Source organism: Deltaproteobacteria bacterium (assembly GCA_003194485.1).
GTDB lineage: Bacteria > Desulfobacterota > Dissulfuribacteria > Dissulfuribacterales > UBA3076 > UBA3076.
Genome location: PQXD01000002.1, coordinates 1 through 14,558 on the forward strand (window position 1 = coordinate 1; position 14,558 = coordinate 14,558).

Annotated in this window: 10 protein-coding genes and 2 pseudogenes; 11 read left to right on the plus strand and 1 reads right to left on the minus strand. The window is 54.8% G+C overall.

Features of this window, described 5'->3' with window-relative positions; all coding sequences use genetic code 11:
* The first annotated feature begins 128 nt into the window (after positions 1-128).
* The 11 genes and pseudogenes from C4B57_01455 (at position 129) to C4B57_01505 (ending at position 12,893) form a co-directional block, all read left to right on the plus strand.
* Positions 129-386, plus strand: a pseudogene (locus C4B57_01455) (cytoplasmic protein).
* Positions 387-670: 284 nt separating this feature from the next.
* Positions 671-1,525: a RimK family alpha-L-glutamate ligase gene (locus C4B57_01460; protein PXF55696.1), complete on the plus strand. Its 855-nt coding sequence runs from the start codon at positions 671-673 to the stop codon at positions 1,523-1,525.
* Positions 1,526-2,077: 552 nt separating this feature from the next.
* The gene (locus C4B57_01465) at positions 2,078-2,506 is read left to right on the plus strand and encodes a hypothetical protein (GenBank protein PXF55697.1); all 429 of its coding nucleotides are present in this window, start codon (positions 2,078-2,080) and stop codon (positions 2,504-2,506) included.
* Complete coding sequence (locus C4B57_01470) at positions 2,424-3,554, plus strand: hypothetical protein (protein ID PXF55698.1); 1,131 nt, start codon at positions 2,424-2,426, stop codon at positions 3,552-3,554. Before C4B57_01465 ends, C4B57_01470 begins: the two co-directional genes overlap by 83 nt.
* Before the next feature lie 13 nt (positions 3,555-3,567).
* Positions 3,568-5,901 carry a glycosyl transferase family 1 gene (locus C4B57_01475; GenBank protein ID PXF55699.1) on the plus strand — a complete coding sequence of 778 codons (2,334 nt, stop codon included), beginning with the start codon at positions 3,568-3,570 and terminating at the stop codon, positions 5,899-5,901.
* A complete protein-coding gene (locus C4B57_01480; protein ID PXF55700.1) occupies positions 5,891-7,117 on the plus strand; it encodes a hypothetical protein in 1,227 nt (408 codons plus the stop codon). Before C4B57_01475 ends, C4B57_01480 begins: the two co-directional genes overlap by 11 nt.
* Positions 7,118-7,147: 30 nt before the next feature.
* Entirely contained in the window at positions 7,148-8,503 is a 1,356-nt protein-coding gene (locus C4B57_01485) for a phosphomannomutase (protein ID PXF55701.1), read from the plus strand.
* A gap of 31 nt (positions 8,504-8,534) precedes the next feature.
* Positions 8,535-9,503: a glycosidase gene (locus tag C4B57_01490; protein ID PXF55702.1), complete on the plus strand. Its 969-nt coding sequence runs from the start codon at positions 8,535-8,537 to the stop codon at positions 9,501-9,503.
* 4 nt (positions 9,504-9,507) lie between these two features.
* A complete protein-coding gene (locus C4B57_01495; protein ID PXF55703.1) occupies positions 9,508-10,860 on the plus strand; it encodes a mannose-6-phosphate isomerase in 1,353 nt (450 codons plus the stop codon).
* Positions 10,841-11,792 (plus strand): annotated as a pseudogene (locus C4B57_01500) (glycosidase). Before C4B57_01495 ends, C4B57_01500 begins: the two are co-directional and overlap by 20 nt.
* An 18-nt stretch (positions 11,793-11,810) precedes the next feature.
* Positions 11,811-12,893: a mannose-1-phosphate guanyltransferase gene (locus tag C4B57_01505; GenBank protein ID PXF55704.1), complete on the plus strand. Its 1,083-nt coding sequence runs from the start codon at positions 11,811-11,813 to the stop codon at positions 12,891-12,893.
* 59 nt (positions 12,894-12,952) lie between these two features.
* On the opposite strand, the gene mviN is transcribed toward C4B57_01505, so the two are convergent.
* The gene (gene mviN / locus C4B57_01510) at positions 12,953-14,554 is read right to left on the minus strand and encodes a murein biosynthesis integral membrane protein MurJ (GenBank protein ID PXF55705.1); all 1,602 of its coding nucleotides are present in this window, start codon (positions 14,552-14,554) and stop codon (positions 12,953-12,955) included.
* Between the last annotated feature and the right edge of the window lie 4 nt (positions 14,555-14,558).

A 14,558-nucleotide genomic window follows, 5' to 3' on the forward strand; every position in this document is an offset into this window, starting at 1 on the left:
GGCTCTTTACCACAGCAGCTTGAGGCGGTTTGAAGCCTGCTCCTGCAAGCCGGCTTCGAGGGGCCAAACCCTCATCTTCTGTGCAGTTGCGCACATCTCAACTATATCGAGTGTGCTCGTGGCGCACAGTCGGTCTGCGTATCGGTGAGCTGTCTTTGGGTGACGGCTTTACCGGCGTGCTGCCGTGGGGCCTTATCGACAACCGCCCGTTTCTGCGCTGCATGCACGGCTATGGATTGTGTCTCTGGCGTCTCGGGCGCTTTGACGAGGCGGAGCACATATTTGAAAAGATGCTCTGGCTGAACCCGTCGGACAACCAGGGCGTGCGGTTTCTCATTAATGATGTGAAAGAAAAGACCTCCTGGGAGGATCTTGAAAACGAATAAAAAAGCACCGATTCCAGGCAGGCATGGAAGCAAGTGGGCTGGCGATGCCGGTCCCTGATAACGCCGAGAGCGAAATAAGATAACATGAATGACAGCTATGACCTTCAATAATTACGTTTAAATCAGGATTTGCCTTTAATATTTCAACTGCTTTATCAAGAACCGGTACAAATTCGGGCTTGGTATCCGACCTGTCAACCAGTCCGGTAAACCTGGTATGTCAATATATATCATGAACTGTTTCCCATATTCGGCTATAATCTGGAATATCGCCCTTTAAGAAATTGGGGATTGAAGGGTTGCAGGCTGACGATCGGGGATTTTATATAAAAAATATGCCGGAAGACATCAACCGGGACGGCCGGGATTTGCTGGTTGCCCTGGGCTACCAGCTCAGGCGTTGCCCGTCAGTTCTTTCTCTCGGAGTGAGGATGAACTTTGCTGACTATTCACCAGAGGAGAGGGCCCTGATCCGGAATGCCTCCAAGGTGTATTTCCCGACCATATTCTTCGCGGATGCCCTTGATGCCATGGGCAAGAAGACTTTTCCCAGCGTGCAGTGCTATCGGCATCTGGGGGACAAGATCAAGCAGACGCTTCTTTTCCGTCTCCTGGACGTGCCTATGCTTGAGACCCGGCTGTTCTATGGCAGGCAACGGAAGACGAAGATCCTTGATCACTTTGATCTTCCTTGTGTAGGTAAGATGCCTGTCGGATCTTCAAAAGGGGAGGGGGTTTTTCTGATCAAGACCGAGGATGACCTGGAGGCGTATCTCAGCAAGACCAGGATAGCCTATATTCAACAATATATACCCATGGAAAGAGACGTCAGGGTAGTGATTTTGGGCAAACGCATTGTCCATGCCTACTGGAAGGAATCAGCTCCGGGAGAATTCCGCACCAATGTGGCCAAGGGGGGGAAGATCCTGTTGGATCCTGTCCCTGAAGATATCCTGGACCTGGCACTGGACATTGCTGTCCGGTGCAATTTCGACTTTGTGGGTCTCGATATGTGTGAGCACCAGGGGAAAGTTTTTATCCTTGAGGCGAATATGAATTTCGGTACCAAGGGGTTCAAGGAGGCCGGCATAAATTACAGGGAATTACTCTGCAACATGGTGACATCCGGTGAGATTTAGTCTGTTACGGAGTAAATATCCGGTGAAGCGGTCACCTTTTTCCGGGTTTCAAAGCTCACTCATTGCAGACCAAAGGGCTGGGAAGCGATGCTGTCCGAGGCTCAGGCTCGATTTTGAGGCATGAAAAATGTTCATTTCTTCTTGCACATTCCGTATCGTGCATTATATTTTTTGTTGAATTCGTAAATATCCGGTGAACCCGTTATATCCTGCCTTGAAGCGGCTTACTTTTTTCAGGGTTTCAAAGCTCACTCATCGCAGACCGGAGAGGCAGTGCAATCCGGCCCGCGATCGAAACCCTGCAAAAGGCAAACCGCTCCTGCGGCAGGGCATGGATGGCAACTTCCGCAGCGGACCACGGGTTCACCGAATATTTACTTGAATTCTTTCCCTGGGACAGGTCGAATCGTGTCCCAGAGGGATGATCTTTATAGACAAATCGCCATGAGTTCCTGATACTTATCTGAGGATATCCGCGTTCGGATCGACCCGAGTCAGGAGGATTTTTCTTAAATACGTTGACATATTGTTGATTCTGGACATTTCGGGCAAATGGGACGAGATATTCCGGAATTGGCTCATGACAGCCTATCTATTGAAAGAATCAAACAAGCCTTCACGGCAGCGGATGCCGACCTGGTGACCAGGGCATATGACTTTTCAAGAGAAAGAGCATGTGGAGTTGATCCAACACCTTTTCAGGCCGCCGGTCTGCTTTTTGAGCAGGACGCCGACGCGATTACTGTCGCCGGTGCCTTGTTAGCCCCGCTTATATGGCAAGACCTCGCCGATCCCGGTGACATCCGGGAACGCTTCGGACCGGCGGTTGCCGCTGTGCTTGAAGACCTGAGTTTCCCTTCTATTTCGTACTCCGGTACCAGGCAGTACCGCCGGAAGGATGTCCGCGCCCTGTTGGCCTCCATGGGGGGGTGTCCCACACAAGGCCCTTCTTTTAATCACTTTTCGCTTGCTGGCCCTTGAAAACGCGACCGGGTTCCGCAAAGCAGGTGTCCGGAAAATGGCCCGGGAGACCCTCGACTTTTACGTACCCATCGCCGACCGGTTGAGCCTGGGTGAGCTGCGCCGCCGATTGGAGGACGCGTGTTTTCATATCCTGGAGCCGGCGGAGTATGAGCGCTTGAGGCAAAAAGTCACTCCTATCCAGGCCGAGGACGACAGATGTCTCCGGATCCTGCTGTCCGGTGTCCAGCGCCTGCTCAGCAACAACGGTATCCAGGCCCGCGTCCAGGGCAGGACCAAAAGCCTGCACGGCATCCGCCGCAAGATGATGCGCACGGGCAAGACCCTGGAAGAGATCATGGACCGGATCGGCCTGCGGATTATCGTGGCAACGGTTCCAGAGTGTTATGCGGTCCTGGGCCTGCTGCACACCCATTTCAGGCCGATTCCAGGTACTTTCGACGACTATATCGGCCTTCCAAAGGACAACGGCTACCAGTCCCTGCATACATGCGTCTACCCTGTGCGCGAGATTTCCCACAAACCCATTGAATTCCAGATACGCACCGAGTTGATGCACATGGAGGCCGAGCACGGCTCGGCGGCCCATTGGCGCTACAAGAGCGGGACAGCGGCAGCGGCGCAGGATCACTACAGAACGCAGTGGATGGAAGGGCTCGCGCGCCAGCACGAAAAGGCGGACAGCGCCGAGGCCTTTATCGACCTGTTGCACCGGCAGGTGTTCCACGATCATTTGGTGGTTTTCGGAAACGGCGGCCGCATTGTTCGCCTTGCCGAAAAAGCCACGGTTCGTGATTATCTGAATATCGCCAACGTTCAAGTCCACAAGGGCGCGATAGTAAAGGTGAACGGAAAAGCCGCCGCCATGGATCAGCCTCTTCGGGACGGCGATTCCGTAGAGGTTCTTGCAAGCGCCGAATCGTCCGGCAGTGAGGCTGAGGCCGGCGGAATGAAAAACGCTTTTTATGGAATCGGCGCAAGAGGTCCGTTTGAGGAGCCTTTGTATAACCCCAATCCAGCGAGCAAGTCCCTTTACCAGGAACAATGACAGGAGAACTGACATGCTTCAGTCCGGACAATACCATTCGCATCCGCGCAAAATTGCTCTGATCGGGAATTACCTTCCCCGCCGATGCGGTATCGCCACCTTTACTACCGACTTGTTGACGGCCCTGGCCGAGGAAAATCCAGCAGGCGAACACTGGGCCATAGTGATGAACGATGTGCCGGAAGGGTATCGATATCCTTGCCGGGTCCGTTTCGAGATCAATCAACGTGTATTGGCGGATTATCATCTGGCAGCGGATTTCCTGAACATGAACCGTGTGGAGGTAGTCTGTCTCCAGCATGAATTCGGAATTTTCGGCGGTGAGAACGGCGCGCACGTGCTGGATTTGTTGAGCAACCTGCGCATGCCCCTGGTGACTACTTTGCACACGGTGATTCAGGCGCCCGCGCCCGGACAGATGATCGTCATTAAACGCATCGCCCAGTTGTCAGAGCGGCTGGTGGTCATGAGCCGGAAGGCGGAACAAATACTTCAAAAAGTCTACGGGGTGCCGGCAGGAAAAATCGCATTGATTCACCACGGCATTCCCGACGTTCCCTTTGTGGAGCCCAATTACTACAAAGACCAATACGGCGTCGAGGGCCGCAAGGTGATCTTGACATTTGGACTGCTCTCGCCCGGCAAGGGCATTGAAACCATGATCGATGCCTTGCCGGCGGTGGTCAGGAGACATCCTGAAGCCGTCTATATCGTTTTAGGTACGACCCATCCCCATGTGAAAAAGGAACATGGTGAAGCCTACCGCCTTTTGTTGCAACGCCGGGCCAGGGAGTTGGGGGTCGGCGACCACCTGATCTTCCACAATCGTTTCGTCGATTTAAGGGAGTTGTGTGAATTCCTGGGAGCAGCCGACATTTACGTCACTCCCTATCTGAACCGGGAGCAGGTCGTCTCGGGAACGCTCGCCTATGCCTTGGGGAGCGGCAAGGCGACCGTTTCAACCCCTTACTGGTATGCGGAGGAGATGCTGGCCGAGGGCCGTGGCCGGATCGTTCCCTTTCAAGATCCCGGAGCGCTGGCCGAGCAGGTGAATAACCTGTTAACTCACGAGGTGGAGCGGCACGCCATGCGCAAGCGGGCCTACACCTTTTGCCGGAAAATGGTCTGGAAAGAGGCGGCGCGAAGATATCTGCAAGTCTTCGGCGAGGTGAAGCGGGAGAGGGAAAGCACGCCAAGGCCGGTTTTCCGCGCAAAGACCATAGGGTCCGTCCCTCGTGAAGTCCCCCAGCCCAAGCTGGATCACATCATCCGGCTCACGGATGATGTGGGCATTGTCCAGCATGCCAGGTTCATCGTGCCGGACCGTCATCACGGCTATTGCACGGATGACAATGCAAGGGCGCTTATCGCGGTACTGATGGCCCAGGATATGATTGCCGACGGTGAGGCCGTCACCAACTTGGCGTGCACCTATCTCAGCTTTCTGCACTATGCCTTCAACGAAGAGAGCGGCCGGTTCCGCAATTTCATGAGCTATGACCGGAGGTGGATGGAAGAGCAGGGGTCCGAGGACAGCCATGGACGCGCGATTTGGGGCCTTGGGGAAGCGGTGGCCCTGGCCGAATCGGACGATATCCGGGCCGCGGCCCAGGCCGTATTTGAAAAAGCGCTGCCTGTGCTGACGGATTTTAATTTTCCCAGGACCTTGGCCTTTGCACTGGTGGGCATCCACGCCTATCTGCGCCGGTACAGCGGCGACAGCGAGGTGCGGCGCATCCGTGAAAAACTGGCCGGCAAACTGTTCCGGAAATACCTGAAAAACGCCAGCGAGGACTGGCCCTGGATCGAAGACATGGTCACCTATGCCAATGGTAAAATCTCCCAGGCGCTTATCATGTCCGGCCGGTGGCTGTTCAATGACGAGATGCTGCAGGCGGGATTGCGCAGCCTGGAATGGCTTCTGGAGATTCAGACGGACGTGAAGGGGCATTTCGTTCCGGTTGGCAACAACGGCTGGTATCCCAGGGGCGGTGAAAAGGCGCGGTTCGATCAGCAGCCCATTGAGGCGCTGGATATGATCGAGGCCTGTCGCGAGGCTTATATGGTCACCAGCGATCCGAAATGGCTTACCCATGCACAATGCTGCATGGAATGGTTTCTGGGGCGCAATGATTTGAACGCGCCGCTGTATAATCATAAAACCGGCGGGTGCTGCGATGGCCTGCAGGCTGACGGCCCCAACCGCAACCAGGGCGCTGAATCGACCCTGGTCTGCTTCCTGTCGCTGCTCAATCTCAATCAGTTGCGCAGCCGTCAAATTTCAGTGGAGGCCACCACAGTAACGGATTCGGAAGATTACCGGGAGGTCATGGTTCATGGTCAATAGACCTATTGTCATGATCAGCTCCTATCCGCCCAGGCTGTGCGGCATCGCGACCTTTTGCGAGGAGGCGCGGGAGTTCATTCAAAAAGCCAACCCGGACCGCGAGGTATTGGTGATCAGCCACACCGACGGCCGGGGCGAGGGAGTGTTTCCCATTATCGATATGCAACGGTACGACTGGTGGAAGCCCGTGGTCAGGAAGATTGAAAAACTGGATCCTTATGCCGTTCATATCGAGCATGAATACGGCCTCTACGAGTACCGGGACCCAAGGGGTATAGGAGACGGCAATAGCGGCTTTCTCGATCTGCTGGAGGCGATCGGGAACTTCCCCATTGTCGTGGAGCCCCATACGGTTCACGGACGGTTAAGGGACTTCGAGGCCGATTTTATTTACAAGATGTGCCAGCGCAGCCACCTGGTGCTGTTCAAGTGCCACTATCAGAAGTGGCGACTGGATTGGACCTTTCGGGGCAGAGACTGGCCGACGCCGCGAAACATCATGGTGGTGCCCCACGGGGCACGGTCCGACAGGCGCTGGGGGATGCATGAGATACCGGCGCTGAGAAAACAGTTCGGTCTGGACAAGATCGGTCTGGCCGGCCATGTGGTGGGCATGATCGGGTGGATTCAGTCCAACAAGCGCTGGGACATCCTGCTCTCCATGTGGGAGGATATTCATAACGAAATAAAGGCACGTACAGACCAGGACTGGGATTTACTGGCCGCCGGCGCCATGCGCGACCCCAGGCACAGGCAGGACTATGAAAAGTGGAAGTCAGAAGTTCAGCTCTTGGAGAGTAAAGGACTGGCCCACTATTATGAATTTATCCCGCGCGGAGAAGATTATTATAAAATTATGGCGATCTGCGATTTTATTGTTCTGCCCTCGACCGACGAAACCCAGTCCGGCACGTTGGCGCGCATCATCGCGCTGAACAAGCCCTATATCACCACCGCGCCCATGGAGGGGTTGACCGCCCAGACCCTGGAAAGCGAGGGAGGCCTTTTGTTCACCACCAAGGAGATGCTCCGGCAGAAGGTGATCAAGCTGGCGACGGATGAGAAATTGCGTCTGGAACTGGGGGAAAACCTGAAGCGCTACCTGGACCGTGTGGTCTGTTGGGAAGTGGTGGCCGGACAGTACAACGAGGCTTATAATCTGGCGCGAAAGGCCGTCCAAACCGGTCAGCCCATAGCCTTGGATCTGGAATTCTGAAGCTGGGAAAAGGGAAAGGAATGCGGGAAAATGAATCCTTTGATTTTCAGGGAATATGATATTCGCGGTGTCGCGGAAAAGGATTTCAACCTGGGCGACGTGGAGAAAATCGGCCGTGGTTATGCAACTTACCTTGCCGGGCACGGCGGCAGGAGATGCGCGGTAGGCCGTGATTGCCGTCTGAGTTCACCGGAAATCAGGGATGCCTTGATAAAGGGGCTGATGAAAGGCGGAGCAGACGTGATCGATGTGGGACTGTGCCCTACGCCGGTTTTGTATTTTGCAGTGCGGCAGCTGAAAGCCGATGGGGGTGTGATGGTCACGGCGAGTCATAACCCTCCCGAGTATAACGGGTTCAAGATTTGCTTAGGCTCCGATACGATTTTCGGAGAGGAGATTCAGAGGCTCAAAAAAATCATCGAATCCGGGGAGTATTCATCCGGAAACGGCTCGCTTGATGAATACGGAATTATGCATGCCTATTGTGATTATCTGGTCAACAATATCCGGCTTGAACGCCCTGTCAGCCTGGCTGTGGATGCCGGCAACGGCACCGGCGGCCTGGCGGCCGGCCCCATCCTGAAACGCCTGAATTGTGAGGTGGTGGAGCTGTTTATGGAGCCGGACGGCACTTTCCCGAATCACGAGCCCGATCCGACGGTACTGCAGAATCTGGCCACCCTGTCGCAAACCGTTGTCGATAAAGGCCTGGAGTTGGGTATTGCCTTTGACGGGGATGCCGACCGCCTTGGCGTTGTGGATGAAGAGGGGAGAATTCTCTATGGCGACATGCTGATGATACTCTTCGCCCGTGATATCCTGAAGGATAATCCAGGGGGGAAATTCATCGGAGAAGTGAAATGTTCTCAGATCATGTACGACGAGATCAAGGCCAATGGCGGCATACCCATCATGTGGAAGACGGGACATTCTCTAATCAAGCAAAAACTCAAGGAGGAACAAGCATTTTTGGCAGGAGAAATGAGCGGCCACTTTTTCTTTCGGCACCGTTATTTCGGATTTGATGACGCCATTTACGCTGCCTGTCGTTTACTGGAGATCTTGTCCAGGGGCAGACAACCCCTGTCGGCTTATCTTGCAGACCTTCCCCGCACTTACAATACACCGGAGATCCGTGTCAAATGCCCTGAAGAAAAGAAATTCCAACTTGTATCAAGAGTAAAACAGATGCTTTCAGGTGAACATCGGGTAATCGACATCGATGGAGTGCGGGTGGTTTTCCCCGACGGGTGGGGGCTTGTCCGGGCGTCCAACACGAGTCCTGTCATCGTTTTGCGCTTTGAAGCCGAGACTGAATCGCGGCTTCAGGAAATCAGAGGTCTGGTGGAAGCCGTGATCGACAAGGCCAGGTCCGAATTGACGTAGAGTCTGAGAATTCGAAAAGGGATCGTCAGGAATGGGCAACACATGCTTCAAAGAGCTTTTTACACGGTACAACGCCAATCCCATCATCCAGGCAAGGGATATCCCCTACCAGGCCAACTCGGTTTTTAATGCCGGGGCTACCCGTGTCGGCGACGACACCTTGCTGCTGATGCGCGTTGAAGACCGCAGGGGGATTTCACATCTTACAGCGGCGTGCAGCCGGGACGGTATAACCGAGTGGCGGATCGATGCCGAACCAACGCTGCCGGCCAGCCCGCAAAATTATCCCGAAGAAATCTGGGGGATTGAAGATCCAAGGGTCACGCGCATCGAAACCCTGGATTTATGGGCCGTAGTTTATACGGCCTATTCCAGAGGCGGGCCGCTGGTCTCCCTGGCAACCACGAGAGATTTTAAGACCTTCGAGCGCAAGGGGGTTGTCATGCCGCCGGAAGACAAGGACGCCGCCCTCTTTCCGGTGCAGTTCAGCGGCCGCTGGGCCATGCTCCATCGACCGGTTCCCGGATTTGCCGGTGTCGGGGCGCACATCTGGATCTCCTTCAGCCCGGACATGAAGCACTGGGGCGATCATCAAATTCTCATTCCGGCACGCAAGGGCGGATGGTGGGATGCCAACAAGGTCGGCCTTTCCCCGCCGCCGCTGCGGACCGAAAAAGGTTGGCTGGTCCTTTATCACGGGGTCCGGAACACGGCCGGCGGCTGTATCTACCGCCTGGGCCTGGCGCTTCTGGATCTTGAAGATCCGACCAGGCTGTTGGCGCGATCCGACGAATGGGTTTTTGCGCCGGAAGAAGATTACGAGGTAGCCGGTGACGTCGACAAAGTGATCTTTCCCTGCGGTTGGGTGACCGAGGGAGACGATGTCCGGCTCTACTACGGCTGTGCTGACAAATGCATCGCTCTGGCCATGGCACGTGTGCCGGAACTTTTAGATTGGCTTGAGAAGCACGATCAACAGGAAAGGAGGGTCTGGAGTTAGTCTTATGAAGATCGCTATGCTTTCGCCCATTGCCTGGCGCACGCCCCCGAGGCATTACGGTCCCTGGGAGAATGTGGTTTCCCTGCTGACCGAGGGCCTGGTGGACCGCGGTATCGAGGTGACCTTGTTTGCCACTGGTGATTCACAAACCAAGGGCCGACTGCGAAGTGTTTGTCCCAGGGGGTATGAAGAAGACCCCGATCTTCTGCCAAAGGTGTGGGAGTGTTTGCACATATCCGAGGTGTTTGAGCAGGGTGAACGGTTCGACCTGATTCACAACCATTTTGATTATCTGCCGCTGACCTATACGGGCATGACCACGACACCAGTGGTGACCACCATTCACGGATTCTCGTCGCCCAAAATCCTGCCGGTGTATCAAAAGTACAACAAAAACACATTCTACGTGGCCATCAGCGAGTCTGACAAGTCTCCGGATCTGGATTACATTGCCACCATCCATCACGGCATTGATCTGCATCGATTCTCGTTCCAACCGGACCATGGGGATTACCTTCTCTTTTTCGGCCGCATCCATCCTGAAAAAGGGGTGCGGGAATGTATCGATGTGGCCAGGCTGACCGGAATGAAGCTTATTCTGGCCGGCATTGTTCAGGATCGGGAATACTTTGAGACACAAATCAGCCCCCATTTGGACAATGACCGCATCCGCTATGTGGGCAGCGCTGGACCGGAAGAGCGCGACAAACTTTTAGGCGGCGCCTTTGCCCTTTTGCATCCCATCAGTTTCGACGAACCTTTCGGTCTTTCAGTGGTGGAGGCCATGGCCTGCGGCACACCGGTGGTCGCCTTTTCCCGGGGAAGCATGCCGGAAATCGTCGCCGACGGTGTGACGGGTTACCTGACCGCTGATACCGAGGAAATGGCCCGGTTTGTTCCAAAGGTGAAAGACCTTGACCGCCGGAAGTGTCGCCAATGGGTCGAGGAGCGGTTCAGCGCGGACCGCATGATAACCGATTATGTCAGGGTTTATGAAAGGATCATCCAGCAGACCAAACGTGAGGACCACCGGCCTTGGGGCTTTTATGAGATTCTTTCAGACAGCGCGGATCACAAGGTCAAACGGATCACCGTCTACCCAGGCCAGCGTCTGAGTTACCAGCGTCATTTCCGGCGCTCCGAGCATTGGTATGTTATCAGAGGAAAAGCGGTGGTGACAAAAAACAATGAAGATATCGAATTGATATCCGGCCAGGCCATTGATTTGCCTGTGCGGACATGGCACCGCATCCGGAATCCGGGCACTGAGGATATGGTCTTCATCGAGGTGCAGACCGGCGATTATTTCGGCGAGGATGATATTGAAAGGTCGGAGGATGACTACGGGAGAATATAGAGATCCGATTGTCAAGCGTTACGAGAAAAACCCCATCCTGACTAGGCACGATGTGCCCTATCCGGTGGAGACGGTGCACAACGCCGGCGTGGTCAAGCACGATGGGGTATACGAGATGCTTTTCAGATCCCATCTGCGAAACGGCCGATCGATCATCGGTCTGGCGGAAAGCAGGGATGGGTTGCGTTTTGCGGTCAGACCGGAGCCGTTCATAATCCCGGCCAAGGCCGAGCCGTTCGCAACCTATGAGGAATATGGTGTGGAAGACCCGCGGATCTGTGCTATGGAGGGCGAGTACCTGATCACTTACTCTGCGTATTCCAGATACGGTGTACGCGTGGCCCTGGCCAAGACAAGAGACTTTGAGCGTCTCGAGCGCGTCGCATTGATCACCCAGGCGGACTATCGTAACGTGGTCATCTTCCCGGAGAAGTTCAACGGTCGCTATGCCCGTCTGGATCGACCCCATTCCGAAATATCACCATGGTCCATATGGATTTCCTTTTCGCCGGATCTGGTTCATTGGGGGGATGCCAAGGTCGTCATCAAGCCCTTGGCCTATCATTGGGACGAAATGAAGCTCGGACCGGGCGCCACGCCCATCAAGACCGAAAAGGGATGGCTGAACATTTTTCACGGTGTGTTTAAAACCATGAACGGGGCCGTTTATCGGCTCGGCGCGGCGCTTCATGATCTGCATGACCCTTCCAGGGTCCTCGGGGTGGCGGACGATTGGATTCTTCAACCCGAGTGACCTTTGGGAAGTCAGCGGTTATGTCCATAACGTCGTCTTCTGTTGCGGAGCGGTGGCGGAAGACGACGGGACGCTGAAGATCTATTGGGGCGGAGCGGATTCGGTTATGTGCGTCGGAACCGCGATGATTGAGGATTTGGTGGATTTGTGCCTCTCAAATCCCCGTCCCGCGCTTTGAGCCAGGTGAGGTGAGATAATGGAGAACATTGATAAGAATCTGGTGGCCGTCATCATGGCCGGAGGCGTGGGAACGCGCTTCTGGCCACTCAGCACGCACGAGAAACCCAAGCAGTTCATCCAGCTCTTCGACGAGCGGAGCCTGCTGCAAAAAAGCTACGACCGCGTGGCGGGAATCGTTCCGGATGAACGAATCATCGTTTTGACCAATGAGCATTTTACCTCTTTGGTCAGCGAGCAGCTTCCCAAAGTGCCCATTCAAAACATCATCGGCGAGCCCGAGCGAAAGGACACCGCCGCCGCGGTTTGTCTCGGCACCCTGGTCGCCATGAAGCGCTTCGGCAATCCGGTGATCATCGTGTTGACAGCGGATCATTTGATAGAGCCTGTCGATCTGTTTCAGCGGACGATGCTTTCGGCGGTTGAAGCGGCCCGAAAAACCGGCGCGCTTTATACCTTCGGGATCAGGCCGACCTATCCGGCCACAGGTTACGGTTATTTGGAGATCGGCGAAAAAACAGCCGAGGACGGCGGGATAGAGCATTTTCGTCTCATCTCGTTCAAGGAAAAGCCAAACGCGGAAACCGCCGGCCGGTATCTGGAATCCGGCCGGTACTTGTGGAACTCGGGCATGTTCGTCTGGACCGCGGACGCCATTTTTGGTGAATTGATGTTGCATCTTCCAGAATATGTCGAGCACCTGAACAAGGCCGTTGAGAAAATGGGAACGGCGCAATGGGACGAGGCCCTGCGAAACCGGTTTGCGGCGCTCAAACGAATTTCCATCGATTTCGCCGTCATGGAAAAGGCGCGTGATGTCCGCTGTGTGACCGGTGAATTCTCGTGGAAGGATGTCGGCGGGTGGCTGGCGATTCAGGATTTTTTGGCATGCGATGCGAACGGGAATTATATCAAGGGCCGGGTTCACGCCTTGGACGCCCAGGGCAATCTGGTATTCTGCGACCAGCCGCATGAGACGCTGGCCCTGGTGGGCGTCAGCGATGTGGTGGTAGTCCGTGCCGGCGTGAAGACCCTGGTCGCCCACAAGGACCGCTTGGAAGATGTGAAGCAGATTGTCGAGTCCATGCTCGCACAATCATAGGGATTGGATGTTACGTGGGACCACTGGTTCACCGGATACTTACTGTTACGAGTTTCGGGTTACGAGCCTATCAGCCGCCTTATAATTTTGTTGATGATTTCATTGAATTCGGTCAGTTTTAAGACATAAGCCGATATACCGTATGAAACAACGCCTAGTGACACAGATACGAATACCTTGACGGTTAAAAGCCATATCCCCGGACTGCCTGCGATGCGAATCTGTGTCCACCACACCAGCAGGCCCATTATGCCCGAGGCGGCGAGGATTTTTGTCAGGGACATGAAAAGCCTGCCTGCAGGATATCCGCCTATCTTTTTATAAAGCACCGCGGCCAGGAGCATGAAGTTGAGTATCATGGTGGCGGAGGTGGAAAGCGCTATGGCCCTGTGCTGCAATCTGTCCAGTGTGGCAAGTATGATGCATATATTGAGTACTACTGCCAAAAAGCTTCCCATGACCGGCCACCGGGTGTCATTCAGGGCATAGAACACCGGCACTACTATCTTTACCGCCGCATAGGCAAGAAGGCCGATGGAATAGAACCTCAAGGCCTGGGCAGTCATGAAAGTGTCTGACTGGGTAAACCTGCCGTGCTCGAAGATGAGTCCCACTATGGGTTCTGCCAGGACCCACAGCCCCACGGCAGCTGGAATCGTGAGGGCAAAGGCCAGGGTGAGAGACGAAACCAGCGTATCACCCAGCAGTTTAAGGTCTTTTTCAGTTGCCAGCCTTGCCACGACAGGGAGCGTTGCCATGGAGACAGCCACACCAAAGAGACCTATCGGGAACTGTACGAGCCGGAATGCGTAATTCAGCCAGGCAACACTCCCCTCTGCGCAGCGAGAGGCGAAATTTGTATTTACAAAGATGTTGATCTGGGTTGCGGAAAGACCTATTACGGCGGGTACTATCAGCCGGCCTATGTGTTTCAGCCCAGGGTCCGCCAGATCCATCACGGGCTTTATTCTGAACCCCTGGCGCAGAATGACAGGGACCTGTACTCCCATTTGAGACAGACCGCCCAGCAGGGTCCCTATAGCCATACCCGCTATGGCCGGTTTCCCCCACAATGGAAACAGCAACGCAAGCCCTCCACCCACCACTATGGATGTCATGTTGAAGCAACTGGATGCAAAAGACGGGATAAAAAAGTAACCTCTTGTGTTCAGTATCCCCATGAGGAGGGATGAAAGGGAAACCAATAGCAGGAAGGGAAACATTATGATTGTCAGCCGCCGTGTGAGCTCCACTTTGCCGGCGACTTTGGCAAAATCCGGGGCGAGCAGCATTACCAGTTCATTGGAAAAGATCATGCCGAGAATCACGGTCAGGGAAACCACCACGGTGAGTACTGCCAGGACGTTGTTTACAAGGCGCCAGGTCTCCTCTCTCGAGCGCTTTTGATCGTATTCGGTAAAGACCGTGACAAATGCCGCGCTCAGGGCACCTTCTGCAAAAAGGTCCCTCAGAAGATTGGGTATCCGGAAGGCCACAACAAAGGCGTCCATTGCGGTACCCGCACCGAAGAGGCCTGCAAGCACCTGCTCCCTCACGAGGCCCAATATACGGGAAAAGAATACGGCAATACTCACCGATCCTGCCGACCGTGCGAGATGGGCGGCGTTTCCATCATGATTGGACGTGCGTTGCGGACTCAAGATT